The sequence below is a fragment of the Mesorhizobium newzealandense genome (assembly GCF_042682145.1).
In the GTDB taxonomy this organism is placed as follows: Bacteria; Pseudomonadota; Alphaproteobacteria; order Rhizobiales; family Rhizobiaceae; genus Mesorhizobium; species Mesorhizobium newzealandense.
The window spans coordinates 200,647-227,278 of the sequence record NZ_JBHUGZ010000010.1 but is presented as its reverse complement, the minus strand read 5'-3'; the positions used below and the strand labels follow the sequence as shown (position 1 = coordinate 227,278).

The following is a 26,632-nucleotide window of genomic DNA, read 5'->3' as shown; positions in this document are numbered from 1 at the left end:
TCCATGACAAACCAGCAGACAGATACGGGCAATCAAACCAGAACCGCGATCGTGACCGGCGCCTCCAAGGGCATCGGTGCCGCCATCGCACAGCGGCTCGCCCGCGACGGCGTCGCCGTCGTCGTCAACTATGCAAGGGGACGCGCGGAGGCGGAAGAGCTTGTGCGTGCGATCGAAGCCGGCGGCGGCAAGGCGATCGCCGTACAGGCCGATATCGCCGATCCGGCCGGCATTGCCGCGCTGTTCGACGCCGGCGAGAAGGCGTTTGGCGGCATCGACATCCTCGTCAACAATGCCGGCATCATGAAGACGGCGCCGATCGTGCAGACCGACGACGCTTCTTTCGATACGCAAATCGCGATCAATCTCGGCGGCGTGTTCCGCGGCATGCGGGAAGGCGCGCGCCGGCTTCGCGACGGCGGCCGCATCATCAATTTCTCGAGCAGCGTCGTCGGCCTCTATCAGCCGGGTTACGGCGTTTATGCCGCCACCAAGGCGGGTGTCGAGGCGATGACCCACATCCTGGCCAAGGAGCTTGGCGCGCGCCGTGTCACCGTCAATGCGGTGGCGCCGGGGCCGATCGAGACCGCCCTGTTCACGGACGGCAAGAGCGAAGCGCAGATCGAGGCCATCGGCAAGATGATCCCGCTCGGCCGGCTCGGCCAGCCCGACGACATTGCCGGGCTGGTGTCGTTCCTGGCCGGGCCGGACAGCGGCTGGGTCAACGGGCAAATCATCCGCGCCAATGGCGGCGTGGTCTGAGGAGACAATCATGCAACAGACAATTCTGATCACAGGTGCCTCCAGCGGCTTCGGCGCCATGACGGCGCGGGCGCTGGCGAAGGCGGGCCACACGGTCTATGCCTCGATGCGCGACCCGGCGGCGCGCGGCGGTGCTGCGGCGGCCGAAATCGAGACGTTCGCCCGCGACGAGGGCGTGGCGCTCAAGGCCATCGCGCTCGATGTCACCTCGGACGCTTCGGCCGAGGCGGCGGTCCGGCTGATCCTCGGCGAGGCCGGCCAGCTCGACGTGCTCATCCACAATGCCGGGCACATGGGGTTTGGACCGACCGAGGCGTTCGCGCCCGAACAGCTGGCACAGCTCTATGACGTCAACGTCGTCGGCACGCAGCGTGTCAACCGGGCGGCCTTGCCGCATATGCGCTCTCTTGGCCGGGGCCAGATGATCTGGGTCGGTTCGAGCAGCACGCGTGGCGGAACCCCGCCCTTCCTTGCGGCCTATTTCGCGGCCAAGGCCGGCATGGATGCGCTGGCGCAGAGCTATGCGCTGGAACTTGCCCGCTTCGGTATCGAGACGACCATCGTCGTGCCGGGCGCCTTCACCAAGGGCACCGAGCATTTTCACCATGCCGCGGCGCCCGCGGATGCGGAGCGCGCGGCGCTCTACTGGTCCGGGCCATACGCCGGTGTCGATGAGCAGGTGCTGAAGGGGCTGGCCGCGCTTGAGCCGGCGGACGCCGATCCGGCCGATATCGCGGCGGCCATCGTCGACCTCGTCGCGATGCCTTGGGGAAGGCGCCCGCTGCGTGTCCACATCGACCCCTCGGACGATGGCGCGACGATCGTCAATGGCGTCGCCGATCGCGTCCGCGCGCAACTCATGGAACGGATCGGCCTTGCCGACCTGCTCCATCCGACTGCCTGAAATCAACTTCGAGAGCAAAGGAAACGATCATGCCATTCGCCAACATCAAGATGCCGCAGGCGGCTCTGTCCAAGGCGCAGAAGGAAGACCTCATCCATCGAACGACCGCGATGTTCGTCGACTTCTTCGGCGAAGCCGCAAGGCCCCATACGATGGTGCTGGTGGAGGAAGTCGCCGACGGCGGCTATGGCCGCGCCGACGAAGTGTTCGTCGTGCCGGAAGCCTATCGCGCCAGGGACTAGCGCCTGAACCGAGCCTTGCGAGGCCTACTTGCCGGCCATGTGGTCGGCAAGCTCCTGGGCTTGGGCGAGAAGTGCCGGGAAGACCGGCTCGCCAGGCAGGTGCTCGCCCATGCAGGCGCGATAGTCGGCATCACCTTTTTCCCAGGCGGCATTGCCGGCATCATACGCCGTTTGGTCCTTGAGATCCGAGGCTTGGTAGGCCTCCTGGAATTTCTGGGCGGCGGCGTCCGCCGAGGCCCACACGGCGTCGCAGGCCGCGATCTTCGGAACAGGCGGTGCCGCGGGCGCCGAGGCGATCATGACGCTGTTGCCCTTGACGATGGTGACGATGACCTGCTGGTCGGGGTTCGGTCCTATGTCCTGCGCCCAGCCGCCGAGCCGTGCAAGGGCGATGTCGGCGCCTTCAGGCTTCTTCAGCGGAAAGTCGAGCGTCCCCGTGAACGCGGCGTCGCTGTTGATGGCCTGGGTGTAGAAGGCATCGAGCTTCAGCGCCGCATCGATGTCGGCGGGCAGCCTGAAGCTCGCGTCCATCTCGGCGGCTCTCGACTTGAGCCAGCGCTCGAGCAGCCCCCGCGTCGTTGCCACGAGGCTCGGGCCGTCGTCGCTTTTGGCGTATCGCAACCCGTCGAGCATGCCGAACCCGATATCGGAGTCGCTCAGGCTTTCGATATTGATCGTGCCGGTCGCCGGAAAGCCCGCAACCGCCAGCGGGCCGAGAATGTCGGACAGACGTTTTTCGAGATCGGCCAGCGCCTTCGTCCCGGCGGCATCGAGCGTTTCAACAGGTTCGTTCGCGCTTTCCATGGCCGCGATGGCGGAAATCGCCTTGTCGCGTGCGGCGATATAGTCGTCCTCGGGCGAGGCCGCAAAAGCCGCTCCGGTTGCGAGCGCGAAGATGATGGTCCAGACCAACCGCATGACATACCCCCATTTTCGGTCTTATCCGGAAGACAATGTGCACGCCGATTCGTGCGGAATGTCAAAATCGGTGCTATATCTGAGCCATGGCCGAAGAGAATGTGACCCCTCGCATTCATCGGAATGCACCTGGAGCGGCTGACCGCCGAGGTCGCCAGCCTGCGCGACGACTGGCGGCGATCCTGCAGCGCCTCGACAACAGCCACAGCAACCTGCCGACCGAGGTGAGGAGCGTCCATTCCCAGATCTCCAGGATGAACGACCGGCTGCGCAAGGTAGAGGACAAGGAGTTGGGCTAATGAGCATATTTGCCAAGATCCGTCAGGTCTACGATCGGCTATGCGAGCGCATAGAGGCGAGCGCTGATCGGATGCGCCAGGAGCGTGAACACCTCAGCGAGCAGGCCGATGAAGCCTACGAGAGGGAGCGCCAGCTAGCTGTTGAGCGCGACTCCAAGCTGTTGGGCCTGCAGTGAAACCGACGGTGACCAGTCGGCGGCTTCAGACCGCGGCCTGAAAGTGGCATTAGCCTTTTGGAACGGGATCCATCGCGATCAATTCGCGCTTATAGGAATTTTATCCGCTAACATCTCTTCAAGAAATTCCAGCATCCGCGCATCTGCCCGGCAGGGTAGAGGGAGGCGCTGTCCCGCCGACCTGTCTCAATCAATTGCAATGCGCTCACGCTTGTTCTGCAGCATCGCTCGGCGCCTTCTTGTGGCGCTCCGCTTGGCGGTGGATGAACGCCGTTGGCACTCTACGGCGCCCCCCTCTGTCCTGCCGGACATCTCCCCCACAAGTGGGGAGATTGGTAGCCTTGACGCCGTGTCCGCCCTGCATCAGTCCTGTTTGCGCTTCTCCACCTCGGCCTTCCTCAGCAAGAACCGCTGGATCTTGCCGCTCGGCGTTTTCGGCAGTTCCGTGACGAAATCGATTTCGCGCGGATAGGCGTGGGCCGAAAGCCGCTTCCTGACATGCTGCGCCAGCTCCTCGGCGAGTTCCGGGCTGCCGCGGAACGAAGATGCCAGGATGACGAAGGCCTTGACGATTTCGGTGCGCTGCGGGTCTGGCACGCCGACGACGGCCGCCTCGTTGACCGCCGGATGCTCGATCAGCGCGCTTTCGACATCGAACGGCCCGATGCGATAGCCGGCCGAGGTGATGACGTCGTCGGCGCGGCCGATGAAGCTGACCGAGCCGTCCGGCTCGAACTCGACCGTGTCGCCGCTGCGGTAATAGCCGCCAGAAATCGCGGGGGTTTCCGCCTGGTGATAGCCGTCGAACCAGCGCAGCGGCGAGTTGGCGATGTCGACGGCGAGGATGCCGGGCTGGTAGGGGCCAAGCTCCTGGCCGGCCTCGTCCAGCACGACGATGCGGTAGCCCGGCATGGTAAAGCCGGCCGAGCCCGGGCGCACCTTGTGCGACAGGCCGTGATGGTTGTTGACCATCATGCCGTTCTCGGTCTGGCCGTAATGGTCATGGATCGGCACGCCGAGATGGGCGTCGAACCAGCGGATCACTTCCGGGTTGAGCGGTTCGCCGGCGCTGCTCACAACGCGCAGCCGGCCCTTGATGCGGGCAGCGGCCTGCCGCCCTTCTGCCAGCAGCAGGCGGAAGGCGGTCGGCGACCCGGCGAGGCTGGTGACGCCGAGGCGCTCGATGAGGTCGTAGGTGCTTTTGGCGGTGAAGGCGCCCTCGTTGAAGGTCGTCGCGATGCCGAGCAGCAAGGGGCCGGTGATGGCGTAGTAGAGGCCGTAGGCCCAGCCCGGATCGGCGATGTTCCAGAAGACGTCGTCGGGGGTGAGCCCGATGGCATCGCGCATATAGGCGCCGAAGGCCAGCAGCGCGCGCAGCGGCACCGGCACGCCCTTGGGCAGGCCGGTCGTGCCCGAGGTCGACATCATCATGAACAGGTCGTCGCCCTTGCGCATCACCGGCTCGCAGGTTGTCGAGGCGGCAGCTAGCGCGGCGCGGAAATCGATGTCGCCCGCCGGCAAGGTTTCGCCCTCGGCAAGGATGGTCGCGGCGCGAGGGCAGTCCGCAACCTCGTCGAGCTTGCCGCGATTGGCCGTGTTGGTGACGACGAGCTTGGCGCCGCTGGTCTTCAGCCGGTGGTCGATGGCCTTCGGGCCGAAGGCGGTGAACAGCGGCTGGTAGACCGCGCCGATGCGCCATGTGCCGAGGATGAGCGCCACCAGTTCGGGAATGCGCGGCAGCATGCCGGCGACGACATCGCCGGGGCCGACGCCAGCTTCCTTGAGCATGGTGCCGACGCGCGCCGACATGTCGGCGAGATCGTCGAAGCTGAATTCCCTGAGCTCACCGCTGGCGGAGATGGCGCGCAGCGCCAGCCGGTCCTCGCCTGTGTAGCGGCCACAGCATTCGACATAGGCATTGATGCCGGTCGCGGGGTCGCCGTGAAGGCGCGCGACTTCATCCTCGATGCGAAAGCGCTGAACGGCATCCGCGTACCGCGGCAAGCCGGCCGAAGTTTCAACCATCGCAGCATCCCTCCGTGGCGGTGTCCTCGTGGACCACCGTCATGCCGACAGGATAGCCAAGATCGCACTGCCGGTCGACGAGGTGATCGCCGCGAGGCCTTGCCACAAACAGGGCAGGGGCTCGCCTGCCGCTTCGGGCACCAGGATCGCCCGGGGGGTATCCGGCCCCGAGCGCTCTCCAACCTCCGGCCTCAGAGGCCGAACCAGCGCGAGCGCCGGCTCGATCCAAACGTCTCCTTGTCGGCGCGCAGCGCCACCGAGGGTTCGTAGTAGGTGCCGGTTGGAGCTGGGCCTGAGAAGAAATCGACCTCGACCTTGCCGATGCGGCCACCGCCGAACTCGATATAGCAGGTGCCGAAGCCGTCATAGAGCGAGCCGCTGCCGCTTTGGCGCAGTTTTGCGATGAGCCCGCTGGCAACGGCGCGCGCCGCACCCTCGGCGAACACGCCGGCCTTGGGCGTGCCGGTGTTGGCGCCGTCGCCGACTGCATAGACGTTCTCGTATTTTGTTTCGAGCGTACGCGGATTGACCGGGATCCAGCCGTTCTCGGCCATGCCGCTTTCCAGCACCACTGGCGGCACGCGATGCTTGGGAACACCGAGGAAGAGATCGAACGGCATTTCCGTGCCGTCGTCGAGCATCGCCACATTGCGGGCATTGTCGACGGAGGCGACGCGCCTGCCGGGGACGAACTTGATGTCGCGTTCGGCAAAGGCCGCCAGCAGCGCCCGCGAGGTGTCGGGCGAGGGTGGTACCGGGCTGCCCAGCGGCAGCACCAGGGTGATCTCGCAGGCCTCGCGCACGCCCTGCCTGACCAGATGGTCATGCAACATCAGCACGCATTCGCTGGGCGCCGGCGGGCACTTGTAGGGCGCCCCGCAGACGCCCACCATCGCCTTGCCTTTCCTGAAGGTCGGCAGCACGTCGCGCAGCCGCTCCGCCCCCGCCACGGTGTAGAACTCGTTGGTTCCCGAAAGCCCCGGCGTGGCGTCGAAATCATATTCGGCACCCAGCGCGACGACGAGGTGGTCGGCGTCGAACACGCCGTCATTGGTGGTCACCCGGCGCCTTTCGGGGTCGATCGAGGTTATCGTGCGCTTCAGCATCCTGACGCCGGGCTTGGCGTAGCTTTTGTAGGGCAGGCGCACGGCCTGCGGCGTCTTCAGGCCGAACATCACGTCCAGCTTGGAAAAGCTGAAGACGAAGGAATCGCTCTGGTCGATCAACGTCACGTCGATGCTGTCGCCCATCGCTTCGGAAAGCAGCGTCGTCAGTTCCAGGCCGCCGAAACCGGCTCCCAGCACGACGATACGTGGTTTGCTTGCAGTGTTCATCTTTGTTCCCCACCAATATTTCCTGGTTGACCGATCATTCCCGTCGTGGCGGCGGGGACGTCCCGTGTCCTCGCCGCCAAAGTGCTGGCCGTCCAAGTCCTCGTCGTATGGCCGATGTCAGGTCAGGACTGGCTGCGGCACGATGCGGATGTAGGGCTTCGGCTCCTTCCAGCCTTGCGGGTAGAGTTGCTTTGCTTCGTCGTTCGACACCGATCCCGCGATGATGACGTCGTCGCCCGGCTTCCAGTTGACCGGCGTCGCCAGGCGATGCTTGGCCGTCAGCTGCAGGGAGTCCACCACGCGCAGCACCTCGTCGAAGTTGCGGCCCGTCGTCATCGGGTAGGATATCACCAGCTTGATCTTCTTGTCCGGGCCGATGACATAGACGTTGCGCACCGTCTGGTTGTCGGCGGCCGTGCGCCCGTCGGCGCTGTTGCCGGCCGACGCCGGCAACATGTCGTAGAGCTGCGAGATGGCGAGCGTCGGGTCGCCGATCATCGGGAAGTTCGGCGCCATGCCTTGCGTCTCGGCGATGTCCTTGGCCCAGCCGGCGTGCTTGTCGACCGGGTCGACGGAGAGGCCGATGACCTTGACGCCGCGCTTGTCGAACTCGGGCTTGAGGCGCGCCATGTAGCCGAGTTCGGTCGTGCACACCGGCGTGTAGTCCTTGGGGTGGGAGAACAGGATGCCCCAATCCTTGCCCAGCCATTCGTGGAAGCTGATCGTGCCTTCTGTGGTCTCGGCGGTGAAGTCGGGGGCGATGTCTGCGATACGGAGTGACATGGTTGCTTTCCTTTCCGGTGGAATTTCGATTGCGGGGGCAAATTAGGAAATCTATGTTCCGCCAGCGTTCCCCAACGCTCCCTGGCTGGTGACGGCTTCTGGCGCCGCCAGGGCCGGGCTTTCCTGATGGTGCCTGCATGCGCGTTTCGATCCATCTGCTCGGCCGCTTCGTCGTCAGCGTCGATGGCCGCCCGATCCCGGCGGCCGACTGGCGGCGCGACCGCGCGTCGGCCCTGGTCAAGCTGCTGGCGCTCAGGTCTGCCCATCGCATCCACCGCGAGCAGGCCATGGAAATTTTCTGGCCCGATGCCGATCCCGAGGCGGCCGGCGCCAATCTGCGCAAGGCCATTCATTTCGCGCGCCGGGCGCTTGGGGCCCACGAGCTGATCGAGGTGAGCAACGACATCGTCTCGCTTGCCCCGCATGCCGAGCTCGAGATCGACGCCGAAAGCTTCGAGGCCGCCGCCAAGGCGGCGCTGCGCGGGAGTGACAGGAGCGCCTATGAGCGTGCCGCCGACCTCTATGGTGGCAGGCTTTTGCCGGACGATCTTTTCGTCGAGTGGCTCGACACGCCGCGCGCGCAATTGCAGCAGCACTACAGCGACCTCTTACGCGCCGGCGGCCTGTGGCAGCGCCTGATCGCGCTCGACCCCGCCGACGAGCAGGCCCAGTGCGCGCTGATGCAGGCGGCACTCGATGCCGGCAACCGCGTCGAGGCCATCCGCCAGTTCAATCAGCTGCGCGACAACCTGCACGCCGAACTCGGCGTCGGGCCGAGTGCGGCGACCATTGCCCTTTACGAGAAGGCGCTGGCACTCTCCGGCGCCGAGACCGTCAACCCGTCGGAGCGCATCCGCACTTCGCTCGCCTGGGGCCTGGTGCATCTGCAAAGCGGCGAGTTCGACAAGGCAAGCGAGATCGCCAGGCACACCCGCGACCTGGCGCTCGGCGCCGACCTGCCGCGCGAAGTCGGCGAGGCGAGCGCGCTGCTCGGCCTCGCCTCGATGATGCGGGCGCAGTGGCCGCAACTGTTCCGTTCCGAATTCATCGAATGGGTTCGCGCCAAGCCGGCCTTTGTGCAGCATGTCTTCGATGGCCACCTTTGCCTGTCCGAATTCTGCCTCTGCAGCGCCTCGGGCCATGCCGAAGTTGCAGGCCTTGCCCGCGAGCTGCTCACTGAGGCCGAGGAGGCCGGATCGAATGCCGGCCGCGGGCTTGCCTGCCTGCTTCTGGGCGAAGCGGCGCTGTTCTCGGGCGACCTCGACGAGGCCGAGCGCCACCTGACCGAGGCCGAGCGGCTGCTGCTCGAGGCGGACGCGGTGGCCGGCCGCGTGCTCGCCATAGAGCGGCTGGCCGAGATCGCGCTGGAGCGCGGCCAGAAATGGCGCGCCAGCCGGCTCATCCAGCGCGGTCTCACCGACGCCGAACGCTCATGGCTGTCGCCGCACCTGATCATGCGCATGCAGGCGCTGGCCGTGCGGGCGGCGGCGACACCCAAGATGGTGGCGCAGGAGATCCTTGCCGGCGACCGGCTGTTGACCCACGGCGCCTGCCAGCCCTGTTCGATGGCGCTGCGTACGGCCTCTGCAATCGCGCTCGCCGAGGCGGGCGAACTGGACCAGGTCGACCGCCGCCTGAACGACGCCGAGCGCATCGCCGGCATGTGGCATGGCGGCCCCTGGGCGGCCGCCCTTTGGGAAGCGCGCGGTGTGCAGCGGCGGGCGCAGAACCACGAGATCCGCGCGCTCGCCGCCTTCGACGAGGCGGCCTCACGCTATCAGGAGCTCGGCCGCCCGCGCGACCAGGCCCGCTGCCTGGCCCGCATGGGCCCCGAGGGCTGACGGCAGGACCGGATTCCTCGCCCATGACGGATGGCGCGTGGGCTGGCCTCACCCGCGCGGGCCTGTATGATCGCAAGGTGAATGCATGGGAGGAGGCTGGCGCATGCGGCTGGATCGCAATCTCTGTCATTGGTGGATTTGCCATCGGTGGATTTGGGCCTTCACCGCCGCCATGGTGCTTTGGCCGCAGGCGGCGCCGGCCGGCAGCATCACGCCCGAGCGGATCACTGCGGCCCTGTCCAGGCTTGAAGCGCTTGCCGAAGCCGCCGTCGCGGACGGTGCCGTACCCGGTCTCGCCATCGCCGTCGTGCACGATGACGAGGTGATCTTCCTGAAGGGTTTCGGACATCGCGAGGCCGGCAAGCCCGAGGCCGTCGACGCCGACACGGTGTTCCAGATCGCCTCCCTTTCCAAGCCGGTCTCCGCCACCGTCGTGGCGGCGCTGGTCAGCGACGGGATCATGTCCTGGGATTCGAAGATCGCCGACCTCGATCCGGCCTTCCGGCTGGCCGATCCCTATCCGACCAGTCAGCTTACCGTCCGTGATCTGTTTTCGCACCGCAGCGGGCTTCCGGGCACCGCCGGAGACGACCTCGAGGACATTGGCTACGACCGCGCCGAGATCCTGCATCGCCTGCGGTTCGTGCCGCCATCGTCGAGCTTTCGCGCCGGCTACTCCTACAGCAATTTCGGACTGACAGAAGGTGCCGTGGCGGCCGCGACGCCGACAGGCAAGCCGTGGGAGGAAGTCGCCGAGGAAAAGCTCTACCGTCCACTTGGCATGGCCTCGACCAGTTCCCGCCATTCGGATTTCATCAAGCACACCAATCGCGCCGCGCTTCACGTCAAGATCGATGGCGCCTGGGCGGCTGAGATAGAGCGCGATCCGGATGCGCAGGCGCCCGCCGGCGGCGTCAGTTCCACGGCTCGTGACCTGTCGCAATGGGTGCGCCTCATCCTCGGCAACGGCGTCTATGCCGGCAAGACACTGATTGCCGCCGATGCGCTGGGTCAGACGCATGTGCCGCTGATGACGCGGGGCAAGAACCCCGTCTCCGGCGGCGAGTCCTTCTACGGCCTCGGCTGGAATGTCGAATTCGGCCGGCATGGCCTGAGCTGGGGCCACGCCGGCGCCTTCAGCGTCGGCGCGCGTACCCTGGTGACAATCTTCCCGGAGGACAAGCTTGGCATCGTCATCGTCACCAACGCCTTTCCGACTGGCGTGCCGGAGGGATTGTCCGACAGTTTCGCCGATCTCGTCTTCGACGGTGCGGTCGGCAAGGATTGGGTCAAGGCGTGGGACGGGATCTATGCAGGCCTGTTCGGCCCGGCGGTGGCGGCGGCCAAGGCCACCTATGCCGCGCCGCCGTCTCCAGCAAGGCCGGCCGGGCCGGCCAGTGCGTATGCCGGCCGCTACGCCAACGACTTTTTCGGCGACGCGGTCGTGTCGAAAGCGGGAGACGGCCTTGTGCTCAAGGTAGGCCTGGCCGGCGCCCGGTCCTATTCATTGACGCATTTCGACGGCGACCTGTTCCTGACCTTTCCGGATGCCGAGACGCCGGACAGGCCCACCGGCGTGAGCTTTGTCGTCGGCCCCGACGGCAAGGCATCGGCCGTGACCATCGGTTTTCTCGACGACAATCATCTCGGCACGCTTCAACGCGTGGGTGACTGACGTTCAAGTCGAACAGTGCCGCCGGCAGTTCAAGATGCCGGTCCGTACTGGAGCAGTTTGAAGCAATCGCCGTTGCCCGACTTCGCCTGCGTCAGCAGGGGTTTCGACCGGTCGATCCATTCCTGATGCGACCTCGCATCGGCTTCGATTGCATCGACCGGTGCAAGGCTGACGAAGCTGCGCCCGTGGCTGAGGAGCCAGCACGCACGGCCGAGAAATCGCCTGCTGCGCTGGCGCAGGAGGTCGGCATCGTAGAAGATGTCGAGCACCTCGTGCTTGATCTTGCGCTCCTTTTCAGGATTGGCGATCGCAAGCTCGACCGGCTCGCCGCCGATCGCGTCCAGCAGATCCTTGTAGTCGAGGGCGAGCTGGGTGGTGGCATATTTGATCTCGCTCTCGTCGCGCACGATGTCGAACCACAGCGTGGGATCGAGCTCGTTGACGACGAACGACGATTCGAAATCGCGCGACAAATTGAGGATATCGAAGTCGCGGACGTCGACGTCGCGTTCGACCAACAGGATCTCGCCGACCTGCTTGCCGAGCGCCGCTCCCTGCGCGCCGATCGCGGCGTTGGTTCCACCAAGTTCGGGACTGACATAGGCCCCGCCTTCATCCAGCAGTGCGTCGAATTCTCCAAGTGACCCGGCGACGGGAGCGCCGCGGGCGATGCGCGCCGCCAGCTTGGCCAGAACCTGCTGGAGTTCCGTTTCGCGTCGGCGCTGGTCCTGGTAATTCTGCTGGAAAAAGAAGATGAACAGCGACACGCCGATGCCGATCAGGATCACGCCCAGCTGCGAAAAGATGTTGCGGTAGTATTCCAGCAGCTTTTCGCGGTGGCGCACGTCGTCGCGCACACTGTGGGCGACGCGCAGATTGACGATCAGCGACAGGATCAGCAGCCCGGCGCCAACCAGGATGAGGCCGCCGATGAGCAGGTAGCCATGGCCTGTGCTGAAATCCATCCCGTTTTCCCTGAACCCCGGACTGCGCAGAATAGTGCCATTTTGCCTAAATACCTATGGGTTCACAGGCGATGGGTCGATGGCGGCAATCATCCGAGATGGTTGACCCGCCTGGCCATCCGGCCGATAGCTCCGCCAGAAATTGCCCCCGAGATATCCGATGACTTCAGACGCCAACCTCAAAGACGCAATCGAGCCCACCTATGACGCCGCCTGGCAGGCCGAAATCCGCGCCGGCGTGCGGCATGTGCGCGATCTGGCTTCGCTGCCGCTGTCGCCGGGCGAGCGCGCGGCGGCTCAAGCGGCGGCCGCGAACCACAAGGTGCGCATCCCAAAAGCCTATCTCGACCTGATCGACTGGACTGACCCCGCCGACCCGATCCGGGCGCAGGTCATTCCGTCGCCAGACGAATTGCTGGAGCAGGACGGCGAGCTCGACGATCCGATCGCCGACCATGACTTCAGCCCGGTGCCGCGCTTGACGCATCGCCATGTCGATAGGGTGCTTCTGTTCCCGACCTATCAATGCGCGGTCTATTGCCGGTTCTGCTTCCGCAAGGAATCGCTGACCGCGATCGGCCGCGGCTATACGCGCGAGGCGCTGGAGCCGGCGCTGGCCTATATCGCCGATCACCCCGAGATCCGCGAGGTGATCCTGACCGGCGGCGACCCGCTGTCGCTGCCGGACAAGGCGCTGGCGGAAATCCGCGCCCGCATCGAGGCGATCGCGCATGTGCGGCTGCTGCGCATCCACACCCGCGTGCCGGTGGCGCTGCCGTCGCGCATCACGTCGGGGTTGGTCGCGGCGCTGCAGGGCCGGCTGATGGTCACGGTCGTCACCCATTTCAACCATCCGCGCGAGATCACCGACGCCACGGAAGCCGCCTGCCGCACGCTGCGGCAAGCCGGCTTCGTCCTGCTCAACCAGAGCGTCCTGCTCAAGGGCGTGAACGACACCGTCGAGGTGCTGGAGGAGCTCTGCCGCGAGCTGATGTACCGCCTCGGCGTCAAACCCTATTACCTGCACCACGGCGACCTCGCGCGGGGCATGGCGCACCGGCGCACCACGATTGCGCAGGGACAGGCGCTGGCCGGCGCGCTGCGCGCCCGCCTGTCGGGCATCTGCAACCCCGTCTATGTGCTCGACCTGCCGGAAGGCGGCGGCAAGGTGCCGATCGGGCCGTGCTATGTCGAGGGACGGGACGGGGAGAGCTGGCGGATGCGCGGGCTGGATGGCGAGGTGAGGGGGTATCGCGAGGTGGTTGGCGAATAGGCTGCACTAACCCGCATCGACAAACGCCAAAACGACCACGCGCGGAGCAACGCAGTATGCGAGGCTGACCTCGCGGCCGGTCTTCGTCACCGCACGGCCTGCATCGAGGTCCACGGTGATGTCCTCATAGCCCAGGACCTCGCGATCGAGCGGATAGGCCGCCTTGTAGACGGCTTCCTTGGCGCAAAACAGGATGCGGCCGGCAAGATGCCGGTCCGCCGTGTCTGTCCGGTCCGCACGGGTTGCAACGAGCGCGAGGATGTCGTCGGGCAAGGGCTGGGCGGGCTCGACGTCGATGCCGAGAGAGGCGATGTGGGCAACATGCGCAACCGCCGCTACGGCCATGTCGTCGTCATGGGCGAGCGAACCGGTTATTCCGTCGGGCCAGACCGGCGTGCCGGATGGCGCACGCAGGATGGCGAAATCGTTGACACCAACATCCGCCAGCAGCCCGTGCGCGATCCAGCGGGCCGCTCCGCTGGCGCGCCGCATGGCTGGTTGGCGCGCGGGGATGGAATGCGCTTCCTCGGGCAGCAGATGGGCCTCGTCGCCGTCGCGTATGACCCGGCATCCGATCCGGACACTTTTGGGCGCAATGGCGATCATCGCCTGCAGCAGGGACGTTTGCGCAAGCGCGACTTCAGGGGAGGGCGGCGGCGTCAACGATCATCTGCCGGCAGGGTGAGGTCGGCGATCATTTCTCCGTCCTCGTCGAGCCCTTGTTCGACGAAGCCGGCGGCGCGATAGAGCCGTCGTGCCGCTTCATTGTGCGGTTCGTAGCAGATTGAAACGTGGCTGATGTGGCCGAGGCTTCTGATTTCGTCCAGCACTTCACGCAACGCAGCCTTGCCGTAGCCTTTGCCCTGCCAAATGCGGTCGATCATGAAGCGGTAGATGCGCGCCTCGTCGTCATCCTGCGGCGCCTCGTACATCAGGAAACCCACGACACGATCCCCAGCCATGACGACGCGCGGCCGCGCGTCGTCATCGGATTTGGCTTCGCGCAGGGAGTCCGCATTGCTGGCGACGAAATCCATCTGCTCCGGAGCCAGTTCCAGAGCCTTGACCAGGGCCCGGTTGGCCTCGGTCACGGAAACGAGACGGATGTCTCCGGCCTTCAAGCCGATGCCCTGGAGGCTTCGTCCGTAACCGGCTCCACGAACCGGTGCAGCTTGGCCGGGTTACCCCGCCAGATGGAGTTGGGCTCCAGCTCTTCACCCTTCATCACGAAGGAGTCGACATCGACCACCGATCCTTCGCCCATCACCACGCCGTAATGGACGAACGCGGAAGGCCCGAGCGTGCAGCCTTTGCCGATGCGGATGTAATCGGACTTGAACGCACCTTCTTCCAGCGAATGGGCCTGGATGACGCAGCCTTCATTCAGCGTGGCGTCATCGCCGATCTCGACCAGCGAACGCTCGGTCAGGTTGGCGCCGCCGTCATAGACCCGCTTGCCCACCTTGACGCCCAGCGTGCGCAGGATCATCGGCCGGAATGGCGTGCCGGCAAACAGGCGCACGATCGGCGAATCGGCAAGCTTCCAGTGGCGTTCGTGGCGCCAGAAGGCGACGTCGTAGATCGTCGTCATTTGCGGCTTCAGCCTGCCGAAACCAAGGCTTGCCCGTTCCACGAAGATGTAGAACGGAATGGTGATCGCGGACGTCAAAAGCACGGCGACGAAGAGGGCGACCTCCGCCCATTCGGTATAGTAGTTCAGCGCGCGGTCCCAGATCGCCAGCGTGGCGAACAGCATGATCCATTGCGTTGCCACGAACAGCAGGATCGTCACTATGTTGTGGCGGTTCTTGTGCGGGATGCGCCGGCGCCGGTCGTCCTCGTCGACACCGGCGATGAGTTCCTTGTCGCGGTTCACCATGCGCGGGATTTCAAAGGAAGGCGAACCGAGAAGGCCGACATTCTCGCGCAACGGCCCATCGATGGGGACCATCACCTTGGTGCCGAGCAGGACGTTGTCGCCGGTGCGTCCATCCGGCGGATAGTAGATGTTGTTGCCGAGATAGTTGCGTTCGCCGATCCGCGTCGGCTCGAGCCTGAATGCGGAGGCGGATTTGTGCATGTTGATCATGAAAAGCCCGTCCGACACCATGGTCTCGGTGCCGATCTCGCACAGGAGAGGGTTTTCGTGCTGCTGGTTGCTGCCGAAGTTGGAACCGGTCTGCACCACCTTGTTGAGGTTCCAGCCGATGGCTCGCATGTAGTGCACGATTGCCGAACTGTCGCCGAACAGCAGGCCGAGCACGCGGGAATTGCTCGAGAATTCGGCGACGGTCTGCAGCCAGTAGCGGAAGCCGTAAAGCGTATAGGTGCGGCCGGGTTTCAACAGCAGGCTGACCAGGCGCGGCACCAGCGTCGCCGCGAGAAAGGCCGCGGCGATGTAGCCAAAAAGCGTGACCGTGGTGCCGATCGCGACAATGCCGATGGTCTCCTGATAGTCGTCGCCGACGTTCTCCCAATAGCTGTGGAACAAGAGCGGCAGCGGGGTGACGATGGCAAACAGGCCAAACAGCTGGACCGCTTCGAAGAGGAAGCGCCGGATGTTGGAAGGATCGACGTTGCGCACCTTGCAATAGTCGGCCGTGGTCGGCACGGCCGGCGATCCATGCCAGCGTTCGCCGTCCGGGATGCTTTGCCCGCGGTGCAGCGAGGACGAATGGCCGAGCTGGGCGCCGTCGCCGATCCGCGTGTCGATGTCGAGCGTGGAGCCGACGCCGACGAAGGCATCGCGGCCGATGGTCAGCGGCCCGGTGTGGATATAGCCGGACTGGGCGCGATAGCCGAGGATCATCGATTCCTTGCGCAGGATCGTGTTGGCGCCGATGGAAATGAGATCCGTGCAGACGGGCACGGATTTCGATTCGATGACGGCATTTTTCCCGAGCTTGGTGCCGAGAAGCTGCAGATAGAAGCTGTAGAGCGGGCTGCCGCGGAACAGCACGACGGGCGCGGTGCGGATCAATGTCTTGACCACCCAGAAGCGGAAGTAGCGCAGGCCCCAGATGGGGAACGCCTCGGCCTTCCAGCGGCCGATGAGCACCCATTTGGCGATGACGGCAAAGCCCGACATGCCGAAGAACACGGCGGCCGAAAGCGCCACGCAGCGCAAATAGAGCTGCAGCGGGTCGTCGAGCGCGTCATACATCCAGTTGAGGCCGTCATTGACCGCCCACAGCGCCCCATAGCTGTAGAGCCCGTAAAACACGAGCTGCGCGGCGCCGCAGGTCCAGTAGGCAAGGTCCGATGCCCGGCGGGTGAGAACGGGCTCGTTGGTGGCCGTCGTCATCTCCTCCGCCACGCTCAGGTGTTTGGCGAGGCGCGCCACGGTCGGATAGAGGTAGATGTCGCGCATCGACGTCGTCGCCCATTCCTTCCGGGTGCGCACGCGCGCGCAGAAATGCGCCATCAGCAGCGAGTTGGCGCCGAGATCGTCGAAGAAATTGTCCTCGACGGACACCTCGTCGAATTTCAGCACCGCGGCCAGTGCGTCGGCCAGGAAGCGCTCGTCGTCATTGCCGGGCGGCACCATCGTGCGATCGGCAGAAAGCCGGACGCTTGTCGGCTTCGGCAGCTGGCGCAGGTCCACCTTGTTGGAGACCGTCATCGGGATGACAGGCAGTTCCTCCAGATAGGACGGCACCATGTAATCGGGCAGTCGTCGCTTCATCGTCTGGGCGAGGTCGGCGCGGGAGATCGCCGGCAGGCCGGGCTTTGGTGCGAAGTAGGCAACGAGTTCGACGCGGCCGGGCTCGATCTCCCAGGTGGTGACGGCAGCCTGCGCAATCTCGGGCTGGTCGAGCAGCACCGCCTCGATCTCGCCGAGTTCGATGCGATAGCCGCGGATCTTCACCTGGGTGTCGATGCGCCCGTTATACTCGATCTCACCCTTGTCGTTGATGCGGCCAAGGTCGCCCGTCCGGTAGATGCGCCTGGACGGGTTGTTCGGCAGGTCGAGGAAATCGGCGATGAATTTCTGGTCCGTCAGGTCCGGCCGGTTGAGATAGCCGACCGCGAGCCCGATGCCGGCGATGCCGATCTCGCCCAGTTCGCCCGGCTCGGCAAGCTGCGGCAGCGAAGCGTCGAGAATGACGATCGAGTAGGTCGGCAGCGGCGCGCCGATCGTCACCGGACTATCAGGCGTCAGCGCGCCCATCGTCGCCGTGACGGTCGCCTCGGTCGGGCCATAGGTGTTGAGGATCTGCCGCCCCGGCTTCGACCAGCGCACCACCAGATTGTGCGGGCAGGCCTCGCCGCCGACCAGCAGCGTGCGCAGGCTGGGCACGTCGCTTGCCATGGACGACAAAAGGGTCGGGCTGCAGGCCATGCAGGTGATGTCATAGTGGCGCAGGAAATCCGCCAGTTCCTCGCCCACGAGCGGCATCTGGCCCGGCGCCGGCACGACTGTCGCGCCGGCGACGAATGGCACCCAGATCTCTTCGGAGGAAAAGTCGAAGGCGATGGTCATGCCCTGATAGACACGATCGCCCGGCCGGTAGCCGTAGGATGCGGCGGCGACGCGGATGAAGTTGACGAAGCTCTGGTGCCTGATGACCACGCCCTTGGGCTTGCCGGTGGTGCCCGAGGTGTAGAGGATGTAGCAGGTGTCGTCCGCTACAGCGGTCTTGGCATGCGGCTTCAGCGGCGCGCTGGACTGTTTGGAGATCTCGGCGGCGGCGCTGTCGATCAACAGGTGCGGAACCGGCAGTTGATCGGCTCGCGACGCATAGGCGGCGATGGTGACGATCAGGCTTACGCTGGCGTCTTCGATGATGAGCGTCATCCGCTCCTGGGGAAACGCGGTGGCCAGCGGCACGAAGGCCGCGCCTGCCTTCATCACCGCCAGCAACGCGACATAGGTCTCCGCCGACCGGTCGAGGATGAGCCCAACCCGGTCGCCCCTTCGCACGCCGCGCTTGACCAGCAGGCGGGCGAACTGGTTGGCACGGCTGTCCAGCTCCCGATACGTCCAGACACGCCCATCGGAGATCACCGCCGGCAACGCGGCAAATGTCTCGGCGAGCTGCTCGAAGACCGTATCGAGCCGCTCACCGGGCAGACCTTGCCGCGCAAAGTCGGCGCCCGTCAGGATCTGGCCGCGCCCGACTGGTCCGGAGTCATGAGCGACCCTTACGAGCGCATCGATGCTTGTGAGGTAAGTCTCGGGCTGGCTGCCCGGTCTTGCCGCGTCCAGTTCGGCCGCATCCAGTTCGGCGATATCGACACCGTGATCCATTTCCATACTTTCCCGTCCTGGCTGTGCAACGCCCAGCGCGGCCAATTTCCGGCCGCCGCGGGATGCTTATGCCAGCCGATCTTTTCGCCAGTTTTTCCGAACTGTTGAGTTTTGTTTCTGGAGTGTGTCCGAGCGCTTTTCCTACCCTCCGCCTGAGGGCTGCGAGCTCAGGTCAACAAAGCCTGACGACAGCCAGCCCGGCGGTGTCGGCGGCTTTGGTTGCGGCGGCTTTTCGATAGGAATTTATTCTTGACATGGTGAGGGCAGCTATGCTACATTTTCGTCCATGGTGCCGATTTGCGCCAATGACCCGCCGCGCAGGCGGGTCTTTGCGTTTGATGCTTCGTCAACCGGGGAAGGTGAAGCCTCCGCCGCCGAGCTCCACGGCGCCACCTTCGTGCAGGCCTTCGCGCATGATCACGCAAATTTTTTGGATCGTTCGGATCGGCTCGGCGTTCTTCCCTGACGCAACGGAGGAACCGACATGGGCGACGAACGGCACGAAAAAATCCAGCAGCGCGCATACGAGATCTGGGAACGCGAAGGCGGCGGCGATCCCGAACAGCACTGGTATCGGGCGGCGGCCGAGATCGACCGCGAGGCAGCGCAGCCGCTGACGGCGGACGACGCTCTGCCGGAAACAAGCGAGATCGCCAGCTCCGACATCCTGGCGGTCGAGGCGCTGGCGATGCGCACCGGCATATCGGGCGACGAGGCGCAGGAGCTGATCGACAGGCTGGGCCACGACCGCGCGGCGACCGAGCAAGCCGCCCGCAGCCTCAAGGTCAAGCGGAAATCCTGATCAGGGAGAGACAGATGATCAGAAAGCTCAAGGACGGAAAATACCGCCTCTATTCGCGCAAGAAGGACGAAAAGACCGGTAAGCGGCGCAATCTAGGCACGTTCGATAATCGCGAGGCGGCGGTGAAGCATGAGCGCGAGGTGCAGTATTTCAAGCGGCAGTGAGGGGGCTGGGCTGCCGAACATTGCGGCGCGGGAAGGAAATTGAAAACAACTGAATGCAACCTGAAACCAGATTGAGACATAACTGAAACACATCGACGCGACAGGCGACATGCGTGCGAAACGCCCTGGGGAGATGGTTGAGCCTTACCCACAAACCCAGGAGCGCGCCGATGACACCCGACCAGATTCGACTAGTCCAGGATAGTTTTCGCGAAGTCGTCCCGATACGCGCGGCTGCCGCCGCCCTGTTCTATGAACGCCTGTTCGCTATCGACGGGAATCTTCGGGCGCTGTTTCCGGTGAGAGACATGACCAAGCAAGGCGCCAAGCTGATGGCGAGCCTGGGCTTTGTCGTGCATGGTCTGGATCGTGCCGAGACCATCCTGCCCACCGTGCGCGAACTCGCCAAGCGTCACGTCACCTACGGTGTCGAGGAGCATCATTACCCGATCGTCGGCCAGGCGCTGATCGAGACGCTGGCGGCCGGCCTCGGCCCAGCTTTCACGCCGGCGGTGCGCGAGGCCTGGGAGGCAGCCTACGGCTTGCTCGCGAGTGTCATGATCGCGGCCGCCCGCGAGGTCCAACTCGCGGCGTGAGGGCAGGCGCGCGCAAGGACGAAAAGACCGGCAAGCGGCGCAACCTCGGCACGTTCGATACCCGCGAGGCGGCGGAGAAGCACGAGCGCGAGGTGCAGTATTTCAAGCGGCACTGAGGGGGCGCTGTTGGCAGGGCAGGCAAGCCGCAGGCCTGGCGGCAACCCTCTACTGCAGCATCCCTGAACTCTGCCAAAGCCAGATTGCGAGCGAGCCGGATCGCCCACGGATCTGTGTTTCCACGGGTCCTTTCAGGGTGCCGGATTGGAACAACGCGCACTCGCGGCCAGCGGCATCGAGCATTCTGTCACTCACCGCGACTTCGGCATTCTGGTCGGCTGCGATCTCCATCAAGCGACTGGCAACGTTGACTGTGTCACCTATGGCCGCGATGTGCTGACGGCCTTCGCCGCCGAGCCGAGAGGCGACGATTGTTCCGTGGTGGGCTCCAATCTTGAAGCCGAGCCGGGATGCAGTCGCTGCCGGCAACGAGGCGAGCCAATCGTTGGTGCGGCTGGAGAGCCCCACACAACAGCGGGCGGCATTGAAGGCGTCATTTGCCGCTGGTTCCGGCAGGCCGAACAGGATCATGGCTCCGTCACCCATGAAACTCGTGACGACGCCACCGCAGCGCGTCACTTCTTCGCCGACCAACGCATGAAAACCGTTCAGGAGTTCGCGTGTGGCGGTCGGTCCCAAGGATTCACTCAGTCCGGTGAAGCCGGATAGGTCAATGAACAGGATGGCGGCGTCTCCCCGAACGGGGTCCGAGAGAAAGTCGCCATGCCTGGCCAGCCACTCCCCCATGCCTGGGGCTTCAACGCGTTGAAGCAATTGGCTCTGCGTTGCGAAAAATTGCGCCCGGCTCCTGCCCAGCCAAAGCTGCGCGGCCCCGAACAGAATAGCCGGCGGAATGGCGGCGGTCATCGGCAATGCGGCGCTCAGCCAGATATGGTGCGAGAAAGCGGTCATGTTGACCACCAACCAGATCAGGATCACGCCGGCGATCGCCGCGAGGCCGCCGGCATTTCGCCGCCATGCCAACAGCCCGACAAGTACCATTGGCAGCACCACTGCAAAGCCGGCATCTGCAAGCCGAACATTCTGGTCTCGCACTATTCCGTCGCCGGCCATCAGGTGGGCAATCGCCGTCGATATGACTTCGACGCCAGGCAGTATGGGATCGAACGGGGTCGGGAAAACATCGCTGGTGCCGGTTGCCGTCGCTCCGATCACGACAATTCGATCGCGGATCGTGCCGGGATCGAGTTGGCCGTCCAGCACGGTCGCCGCGCTGATCGTGCGGATCGTGCCGCGCGGGCCATAGAATGTCAGGGGCAGGATGTGACCAATGTCCGTCCGGATCGAGCGTCCGCCTAGGGATAGATGATCGGTCGCGATTTCTGGATCATGTCCTGCCGCCATGGCGGCGACACGCAAGGGGAAAGACGCTTCCAGCCGATCTCCGGCCCGAAACAGCAACGGCACGAAGCGGGGCGTTCCCGTCTTGTCGGTGGCCACGTTGACGACGCCGACCGCCGCGGCATCCGAGAACGCTTTCAGGGGCCACAGGAACCGCTCGGCATTCGGTACGCGGGCGATGGGTCCTTCGCCCACCGTCCATTGTTCACCTCCGGGGTAGACCGCTGCGGCAGCGATGACGCTTGCACCCCCGCGCAGCGACCGCGCCAGCGCCTCGTCATTGTCTTTTGCCCCGGGATCGACCAGCAGCAGGTCGAGCGCAATGGCTTTCGGTCCAAGCCGCGCTATCGTATCGACAAGCCGGGCAAGCGTGGCGCGGCTGAGGGGATATGCACCCTCGTGCCGCACCGCTTCGTCGTCTATTGCGACAATGGTCATCAGCTCCGGTGGCTTTGCTGGTCCTCGAACAAGCGTTCGAAGATCGGTCATCGTTGCTTCGACGCGATCGAGAAACCACAAATTGCCGCGCCAGTGCGCGAGGCCCAGGCCGGCGCCCCAAAGACCCGCCAGGATGAGCGCGATCAGCGTCGGAAGCGCTCGCCTGCCCACTGCGGCTCACTGGCCGAAACGGGCCAGCAATGCGGAAACGCGCTTGGCGGGCCAGCGCTTGACGGTGAGCGGTCCGGTTCCGGTCTCGACGTCGACGCCTTCGCCCGGCGTCAGCACCACGCCGGCACTGGACGCCGGCCGGTTCACGGCGACGCGACCCCTGAGGACGAAAACAGACGTCTTGCCCCGGCCGACGTCGACAGCCCATTTGGTGCCTCGCGCCGCGGCGATCGCCTGCGGGGTGATAACCGCGAAGCCACCCGGGATCGAGCCGGCCGGAGCATCGAACAGCAGCGCCTTGCGCCGCAGCCTGACCGCATCGACCTTGCCGTTTCGATCGCGGTCCACCAGCGTAAAACGAGAGCCACTTTCGACAATGATGGTAAGGCCTTCCTGACATCTCAGAATCTGTCGGGACGTACCGGCCACCGGCGCCAACGCACACCCCGCGCCCTGCGCCAGGGCGGCATCCACCCAGAAGACACCGGCAAACAGGCCAGCCATCATCAGGCCGCGGAAAAATCGGTCCCTTGCACTCATCACCGCCCCCTTGCGCTCGCAGAAAATTTGCGGCCAAGAAAATCTGCTGCCGTCAGCCTGTGCTTGCCAACCGGCACTTGCAGCCGCGTTGCGCAGAGGCAGCAGGGTGCCGACCGGCGATCCTAGCACAACTACCGGCTCCGACGCCAAACAAGGCGGCGGCGGGTAGTGTCTCAGTTTGAAATTCGATCCCGGTATTGATTTAGACTGAGTTCGTTTGCCCCACCCGCATAATCGGGTTCGGCACCCTGCACAGGGTCGTCTTCCCATCCGCATTCTTTGCAAATTTCATAGTTGCCCGGCTCACTCACGACGCGCGAACCGCAACATGGGCATGGGAATAGTGGGCCTGACATGCGACAAGAATAGCCAGGCCGCTGACTTTTTGTAAGGGCCGCGCTTACCGGGCTTCGGCGCAACGTTAGATTGGCAGCGTGCTTCCCTGCCCTTCGAACCAAGTTCTTTGGCGGCGGCGCTCTTGCCGTCGTCGTGCACGTCGTCGGGTTCATCGCCAGTGGCAATGCGCATGACGCGAATGGCATTGCCGATTACGTCGGAGGGGCGCTTTTGGCCCTTAGGTCATGTGGGCATTGCTATTTCTCGTCTCGCATAGCTTTGGCCTCGCGCCTCATAGCTAGCGCTTTGTCGCTGCCGATTTCACACTTCCAACTGCCATGCGTATGATGCTCTGGAAGGTTGCGGCGAAGCCGCGCCCGGAAGCTCTTTTCTTCAAGGTCGTGATCCCGAGCGACGATAGCCGCATTCGTTGAGTTGTCGCGCATGAAAACCTCCCATGCTTGCCGCTAAGCATATAGGCGTTTGCGCAGGTCGGCCAAACGAATTAGGCGTTTCCACAAATTTCGAACTGAGACACTACCCGGCGGCCGGGTAGTGGGTCAGTTTGAAATTTGCCCAGCCGTCAATCCGCGTCAACCGACTGTCGCACCATGGGGGCGTTAGCGAATTTCTGTCATCCCTGCAGCTCGTTCGATGAGCTTTCGCATCTGTCGGGCTGTACGTCGCAGATTTTGGTCGAAGGCGCTGGTCTTTTCGATATCGGCTAGAGTTGGAACGAGCATTCCTTGGTCTGCGGCCGGAAGCAATGGAATCCAACCGACAGCTAGGCGAGCCCAATTCTGCGACATCAGCAGTCCAGAGTAGACGACATTCACATACGGAAAATCGTCACCGAATTTGCCGACGGCAGCGACAACCTCTGGCATAGGCTTTTCGAGCAGGATCACGACGCGCCAATAATCGCGAGGCTCGCGAAGGCTCCGCCATTGGCCGTCATGGCCTACTTCCCATCCTCCGCCGGCTGTGCGGCGCACAACCAGTTGCTCGCCAAGGTAAATCGAAGGCGGGTTTTCGGAGGTCGATAGCGTCCATTCCATGGTTGTTTTGGTGGCAGACTCGGCGATGGTCTGTCAAATATACAATCGCCTTCCCCGTTGACAGGCCCACGCCACCCTCGACAATACAAGCGGAGCTTTGGATTGGGGGGGCAAGTCATGGCAGAATTGAGCGGTTACTTATGGATGGGAGGACTCGTTCTCGTGTTCGGTGGCCTGTACTGGGCCGCGACGTCGCGCCAGAGGAAGCGATTTAGCGAGTACATTAGTAGATCGGACGCAGAGGTAGAGAGGGCCGACGCCTTATTGAAGGCAAATGATGCGTCGATCGAGGCTTCTCTAACCAACACCAAGGCGGTCGAAGAAAACACGACCGCAATTCGCGATCTGATCGCCAAGATGCAGACAGAGCAGAAGTAAGGTTGCGACAAGATAGCTTAGGCCGCGCGCTCTTGGGTTCGGACCCAAAAGTGGACAGACCGTTAGCGGCGGACTGAAGCAACGCAGCATTTTCCACTTTGAGGCGAAATCATTCTCAACTATGGTCCGCCAGGCTTAAGGCATGGGGGATTGCCGATGGTTTTATCACGCAGGGGTGTCGTGCTTGGCGGCCTGGCGCTGGTCGCGGTCGGTGCAACCGGCAATATTGTTCAAGCCGCGACGGCAAAATCCTTTTTCGCCGGTACCGCCAGCGACAACAATTTTGTCTATCGCAAGACCAACTTCGCCAAGATCGACAAGAGATGGCATCGCCAGATCGTCAAGTATTTCAGCAGCGAGGCGGTCGGCACCGTCGTGGTCGATACCCGCCACCACTTCCTCTACCTCATCATGGAAAACAAGACCGCCATCCGCTACGGCGTCGGCGTCGGCAAGGACGGCTTCAAATGGTACGGCCGCGCGACGATCGACCGCCGCGCGCTGTGGCCGCAATGGGTCCCGCCCCCCGAAATGCGTAAGCGCAGGCCGGAGCTACCGCCCATGATCGAAGGCGGCGCGTCCAACAATCCGCTCGGGCCGCGCGCGCTCTATCTGTACCGCGACGGCGCCGACATAGGCTACCGCCTGCATGGCACGCTGGAGCCATGGAGCATCGGCACCGACGCTTCCAGCGGCTGCATCCGCATGTTCCCGGAAGACATCATCGACCTCTACCAGCGCTGCCCGATCGGCACCGCGGTGGAGGTCCTGCCGCACATCGCCGACCAGGCGCCCGCTTCCACCACTGTCGAATGATTGGCGCCTCATGAACCGCATGATTGAAAACACGCGCCGCCTGCTCGCCGCCGGCCTGCTGGTGCTGACCGCATCCTGCTCGACCAGCAACACACTGGCCCCTTCCACGCCCGACATCACCAACGCCGAGATTGCCGCCTTCCAGAACGTCCAGCCGGGCAGCGAGGAGGATTTTATCCTCAATGTCGGCCGCCGCATTTATTTCACGCAAGGTTCGGCCGCGCTCGATTCTGTCGCAAAGGCCACGCTTGACACCCAGATCGCCTGGTTGGCAAAGCATCCGCGCTGGCTGCTCAAGCTGCAGGGTTTCGCCGACGATCCCGGCGCAAGTGAAACGGCGCTGTCGCAGCAGCGCGCCGATGCGGTGATGGACTACCTCGCCGCCGGCGGCATAGACCGCAACCGCATGTGGGCCAAGGGCTACGGCAAGGACAGGCTCGTCCGCGACTGCCCCAACGCCGCCTGCAGGTCGCAGAACCGCCGCGTTGTGTCTAATTTGCGCGATGAGAGGGACGAGTCGTAGGGGGCTGGTATTCAGCTTCCTCAGTGCCGCGAGGCGATCTCGTCGCGGACTGTCGAAATGATCCCGAAACCAGTCATGGTCACCGGCGCCACACCGAAGTGGGAATTTACCCGTCTCTCCACTTGTATCATTCGCCGCCGCCCGCTTTGGCTTCCGGCATGACTTGCAGCAACGGCTGCGGCGATACTGCGATCTCTCCCGTGAAGGGCCGATCGTGGGCGAGAATCAAGAGAACGGATGCTGCCACGCCGGTCGCAAAACTTCCAAGAGCGATCGCCGATGCCATTCGGTTATCACTATGAACGACCGCGATCGCGAGAAGAGCACAGAAGGCTTGCAGGATCAGGCAGGCCCACTTCGTGGGGTTGACTTGTGCGGAGCTGACGAGAATCCGTTGGCGACGCGCCTCAAAGGCGTCTTCAAGCCACCTCGTAATCTCGCGCTGCGCGATCTCCTGGCCGGGATTGCCTGGCGCCAAAGCCAGCGTCGTCCGCAGCGCCTCGTTAAGCGCCGGCGGGATTATGGTGAGGGTCGCCGCGCTCTCGGCCATCAGCGGCCACTCCTGGCTCGTCGTTTCCTCGATATAGCTGCGCACCAGCGTCCGTAAGCGCGCCTCGGGCTCCCCGGGAAAGCTGCTCGCCAGAAGCACGACCGACCGCAATGCACTGGCCTCGCGATTGACTGCCGCATTGGCGTGATCGTTGTCGCTCCAGACCTGAGCCGCGGTGAACGCCACAAACAAGCCAAAGATGATACCGAGCGGCGGCAACATGCCAGGCGAAAGCGCCTTGAATGACCGCCCCGTGGAGCCCACAGAAAGAGCGGCGATGCCTTGGTGCAGGATGAACGCGACGATATAGGTGGCCCCGAACACGACGAGAGCCATCCAAGCGAGTGGGAGAGTATGCAACCAGCCACTCATAGCAGCGCCTGCCCCATCCTG

28 protein-coding genes are annotated in these 26,632 nt (G+C 64.3%); 13 read left to right on the top strand and 15 right to left on the bottom strand.

The genetic code is table 11. The annotated features are described in order from the left end of the window. Window positions 1-3 precede the first annotated feature (3 nt). From ACFSOZ_RS15465 to ACFSOZ_RS15455, 3 genes are read left to right on the top strand one after another with little or no spacing between them, the layout of a single operon-like run. On the top strand, window positions 4-762 hold the full coding sequence (locus ACFSOZ_RS15465) for an SDR family oxidoreductase (RefSeq protein WP_379099492.1): 759 nt from the start codon (window positions 4-6) through the stop codon (window positions 760-762). A 7-nt stretch (window positions 763-769) separates the two neighbouring features. Beyond that, on the top strand, window positions 770-1,666 hold the full coding sequence (locus ACFSOZ_RS15460) for an SDR family oxidoreductase (RefSeq protein WP_379099795.1): 897 nt from the start codon (window positions 770-772) through the stop codon (window positions 1,664-1,666). Window positions 1,667-1,695: 29 nt separating this feature from the next. Then, entirely contained in the window at window positions 1,696-1,908 is a 213-nt protein-coding gene (locus ACFSOZ_RS15455) for a tautomerase family protein (RefSeq protein ID WP_379099489.1), read from the top strand. Window positions 1,909-1,932: 24 nt separating this feature from the next. Here ACFSOZ_RS15455 and ACFSOZ_RS15450 read toward each other — a convergent pair whose 3' ends face one another. Further along, on the bottom strand, window positions 1,933-2,826 hold the full coding sequence (locus ACFSOZ_RS15450) for a hypothetical protein (RefSeq protein ID WP_379099486.1): 894 nt from the start codon (window positions 2,824-2,826) through the stop codon (window positions 1,933-1,935). A 298-nt stretch (window positions 2,827-3,124) separates the two neighbouring features. Between ACFSOZ_RS15450 and ACFSOZ_RS15445 the strand changes: the two genes are divergently transcribed. Continuing rightward, a complete protein-coding gene (locus tag ACFSOZ_RS15445) occupies window positions 3,125-3,301 on the top strand; it encodes a hypothetical protein (RefSeq protein WP_379099483.1) in 177 nt (58 codons plus the stop codon). 363 nt (window positions 3,302-3,664) lie between these two features. Here the strand turns inward: ACFSOZ_RS15445 and ACFSOZ_RS15440 are convergent, their stop codons facing one another. The 3 genes from ACFSOZ_RS15440 to ACFSOZ_RS15430 all read right to left on the bottom strand — a co-directional run bounded on the left by ACFSOZ_RS15440 (window position 3,665) and on the right by ACFSOZ_RS15430 (window position 7,443). Then, window positions 3,665-5,326 (bottom strand): acyl-CoA synthetase, encoded by a 1,662-nt coding sequence (locus ACFSOZ_RS15440; protein ID WP_379099481.1) that lies wholly within the window; start codon window positions 5,324-5,326, stop codon window positions 3,665-3,667. A 191-nt stretch (window positions 5,327-5,517) separates the two neighbouring features. Next, window positions 5,518-6,660 (bottom strand): NAD(P)/FAD-dependent oxidoreductase, encoded by a 1,143-nt coding sequence (locus ACFSOZ_RS15435; protein WP_379099478.1) that lies wholly within the window; start codon window positions 6,658-6,660, stop codon window positions 5,518-5,520. 117 nt (window positions 6,661-6,777) lie between these two features. Further along, complete coding sequence (locus ACFSOZ_RS15430; RefSeq protein WP_379099475.1) at window positions 6,778-7,443, bottom strand: peroxiredoxin; 666 nt, start codon at window positions 7,441-7,443, stop codon at window positions 6,778-6,780. 137 nt (window positions 7,444-7,580) lie between these two features. Between ACFSOZ_RS15430 and ACFSOZ_RS15425 the strand changes: the two genes are divergently transcribed. Together ACFSOZ_RS15425 and ACFSOZ_RS15420 are read left to right on the top strand one after the other, a co-directional pair. Beyond that, complete coding sequence (locus tag ACFSOZ_RS15425; RefSeq protein ID WP_379099472.1) at window positions 7,581-9,284, top strand: BTAD domain-containing putative transcriptional regulator; 1,704 nt, start codon at window positions 7,581-7,583, stop codon at window positions 9,282-9,284. Window positions 9,285-9,387: 103 nt separating this feature from the next. Continuing rightward, on the top strand, window positions 9,388-10,959 hold the full coding sequence (locus tag ACFSOZ_RS15420) for a serine hydrolase (RefSeq protein WP_379099469.1): 1,572 nt from the start codon (window positions 9,388-9,390) through the stop codon (window positions 10,957-10,959). Between the two features lie 29 nt (window positions 10,960-10,988). Here the strand turns inward: ACFSOZ_RS15420 and ACFSOZ_RS15415 are convergent, their stop codons facing one another. Beyond that, window positions 10,989-11,924, bottom strand: coding sequence for a hypothetical protein (locus tag ACFSOZ_RS15415; protein ID WP_379099466.1), 936 nt, complete (start codon window positions 11,922-11,924; stop codon window positions 10,989-10,991). A 160-nt stretch (window positions 11,925-12,084) separates the two neighbouring features. On the opposite strand from ACFSOZ_RS15415, the gene ACFSOZ_RS15410 reads away from it, so the two are divergent. Further along, complete coding sequence (locus ACFSOZ_RS15410) at window positions 12,085-13,197, top strand: KamA family radical SAM protein (protein WP_379099463.1); 1,113 nt, start codon at window positions 12,085-12,087, stop codon at window positions 13,195-13,197. A 6-nt stretch (window positions 13,198-13,203) separates the two neighbouring features. Here ACFSOZ_RS15410 and ACFSOZ_RS15405 read toward each other — a convergent pair whose 3' ends face one another. The 4 genes from ACFSOZ_RS15405 to ACFSOZ_RS15390 all read right to left on the bottom strand — a co-directional run bounded on the left by ACFSOZ_RS15405 (window position 13,204) and on the right by ACFSOZ_RS15390 (window position 18,950). Further along, window positions 13,204-13,860 carry a 4'-phosphopantetheinyl transferase family protein gene (locus ACFSOZ_RS15405; protein WP_379099460.1) on the bottom strand — a complete coding sequence of 219 codons (657 nt, stop codon included), beginning with the start codon at window positions 13,858-13,860 and terminating at the stop codon, window positions 13,204-13,206. Continuing rightward, window positions 13,857-14,318 (bottom strand): GNAT family N-acetyltransferase, encoded by a 462-nt coding sequence (locus tag ACFSOZ_RS15400; protein WP_379099455.1) that lies wholly within the window; start codon window positions 14,316-14,318, stop codon window positions 13,857-13,859. Before ACFSOZ_RS15400 ends, ACFSOZ_RS15405 begins: the two co-directional genes overlap by 4 nt. Beyond that, window positions 14,315-18,454: a Pls/PosA family non-ribosomal peptide synthetase gene (locus ACFSOZ_RS15395; protein ID WP_379099450.1), complete on the bottom strand. Its 4,140-nt coding sequence runs from the start codon at window positions 18,452-18,454 to the stop codon at window positions 14,315-14,317. Before ACFSOZ_RS15395 ends, ACFSOZ_RS15400 begins: the two co-directional genes overlap by 4 nt. Window positions 18,455-18,794: 340 nt before the next feature. Next, window positions 18,795-18,950: a hypothetical protein gene (locus ACFSOZ_RS15390; RefSeq protein ID WP_379099447.1), complete on the bottom strand. Its 156-nt coding sequence runs from the start codon at window positions 18,948-18,950 to the stop codon at window positions 18,795-18,797. Here ACFSOZ_RS15390 and ACFSOZ_RS15385 point away from each other — a divergent pair. The 3 genes from ACFSOZ_RS15385 to ACFSOZ_RS15375 all read left to right on the top strand — a co-directional run bounded on the left by ACFSOZ_RS15385 (window position 18,933) and on the right by ACFSOZ_RS15375 (window position 20,010). Then, on the top strand, window positions 18,933-19,250 hold the full coding sequence (locus ACFSOZ_RS15385; RefSeq protein WP_379099444.1) for a DUF2934 domain-containing protein: 318 nt from the start codon (window positions 18,933-18,935) through the stop codon (window positions 19,248-19,250). The genes ACFSOZ_RS15390 and ACFSOZ_RS15385 overlap by 18 nt on opposite strands. Before the next feature lie 14 nt (window positions 19,251-19,264). Next, window positions 19,265-19,414, top strand: a complete 150-nt coding sequence (locus ACFSOZ_RS15380) for a hypothetical protein (protein WP_379099442.1) — start codon at window positions 19,265-19,267, stop codon at window positions 19,412-19,414. Window positions 19,415-19,584: 170 nt separating this feature from the next. Beyond that, window positions 19,585-20,010 carry a globin family protein gene (locus tag ACFSOZ_RS15375; RefSeq protein ID WP_111543346.1) on the top strand — a complete coding sequence of 142 codons (426 nt, stop codon included), beginning with the start codon at window positions 19,585-19,587 and terminating at the stop codon, window positions 20,008-20,010. A gap of 165 nt (window positions 20,011-20,175) precedes the next feature. Here the strand turns inward: ACFSOZ_RS15375 and ACFSOZ_RS15370 are convergent, their stop codons facing one another. The 5 genes from ACFSOZ_RS15370 to ACFSOZ_RS15350 form a co-directional block, all read right to left on the bottom strand. After that, window positions 20,176-22,038, bottom strand: coding sequence for a CHASE2 domain-containing protein (locus tag ACFSOZ_RS15370; protein WP_379099439.1), 1,863 nt, complete (start codon window positions 22,036-22,038; stop codon window positions 20,176-20,178). Window positions 22,039-22,044: 6 nt separating this feature from the next. Continuing rightward, window positions 22,045-22,578 (bottom strand): FecR domain-containing protein, encoded by a 534-nt coding sequence (locus tag ACFSOZ_RS15365; RefSeq protein ID WP_379099437.1) that lies wholly within the window; start codon window positions 22,576-22,578, stop codon window positions 22,045-22,047. Window positions 22,579-22,751: 173 nt separating this feature from the next. Further along, entirely contained in the window at window positions 22,752-22,934 is a 183-nt protein-coding gene (locus ACFSOZ_RS15360; protein WP_379099434.1) for a CPCC family cysteine-rich protein, read from the bottom strand. Between the two features lie 237 nt (window positions 22,935-23,171). Next, window positions 23,172-23,360 carry a hypothetical protein gene (locus tag ACFSOZ_RS15355; RefSeq protein WP_379099431.1) on the bottom strand — a complete coding sequence of 63 codons (189 nt, stop codon included), beginning with the start codon at window positions 23,358-23,360 and terminating at the stop codon, window positions 23,172-23,174. Between the two features lie 174 nt (window positions 23,361-23,534). After that, on the bottom strand, window positions 23,535-23,972 hold the full coding sequence (locus ACFSOZ_RS15350) for a hypothetical protein (protein WP_379099428.1): 438 nt from the start codon (window positions 23,970-23,972) through the stop codon (window positions 23,535-23,537). A 117-nt stretch (window positions 23,973-24,089) separates the two neighbouring features. Here ACFSOZ_RS15350 and ACFSOZ_RS15345 point away from each other — a divergent pair, with 117 nt between their 5' ends. From ACFSOZ_RS15345 to ACFSOZ_RS15335, 3 genes are all read left to right on the top strand, one after another. Further along, complete coding sequence (locus ACFSOZ_RS15345; protein WP_379099425.1) at window positions 24,090-24,350, top strand: hypothetical protein; 261 nt, start codon at window positions 24,090-24,092, stop codon at window positions 24,348-24,350. A 156-nt stretch (window positions 24,351-24,506) separates the two neighbouring features. After that, window positions 24,507-25,166, top strand: a complete 660-nt coding sequence (locus ACFSOZ_RS15340; protein WP_379099422.1) for a L,D-transpeptidase — start codon at window positions 24,507-24,509, stop codon at window positions 25,164-25,166. 10 nt (window positions 25,167-25,176) lie between these two features. Next, window positions 25,177-25,689 carry an OmpA family protein gene (locus ACFSOZ_RS15335; protein ID WP_379099419.1) on the top strand — a complete coding sequence of 171 codons (513 nt, stop codon included), beginning with the start codon at window positions 25,177-25,179 and terminating at the stop codon, window positions 25,687-25,689. A 127-nt stretch (window positions 25,690-25,816) separates the two neighbouring features. Here ACFSOZ_RS15335 and ACFSOZ_RS15330 read toward each other — a convergent pair whose 3' ends face one another. Continuing rightward, window positions 25,817-26,563 carry a bestrophin-like domain gene (locus ACFSOZ_RS15330; RefSeq protein ID WP_379099416.1) on the bottom strand — a complete coding sequence of 249 codons (747 nt, stop codon included), beginning with the start codon at window positions 26,561-26,563 and terminating at the stop codon, window positions 25,817-25,819. Window positions 26,564-26,632: the final 69 nt, after the last annotated feature.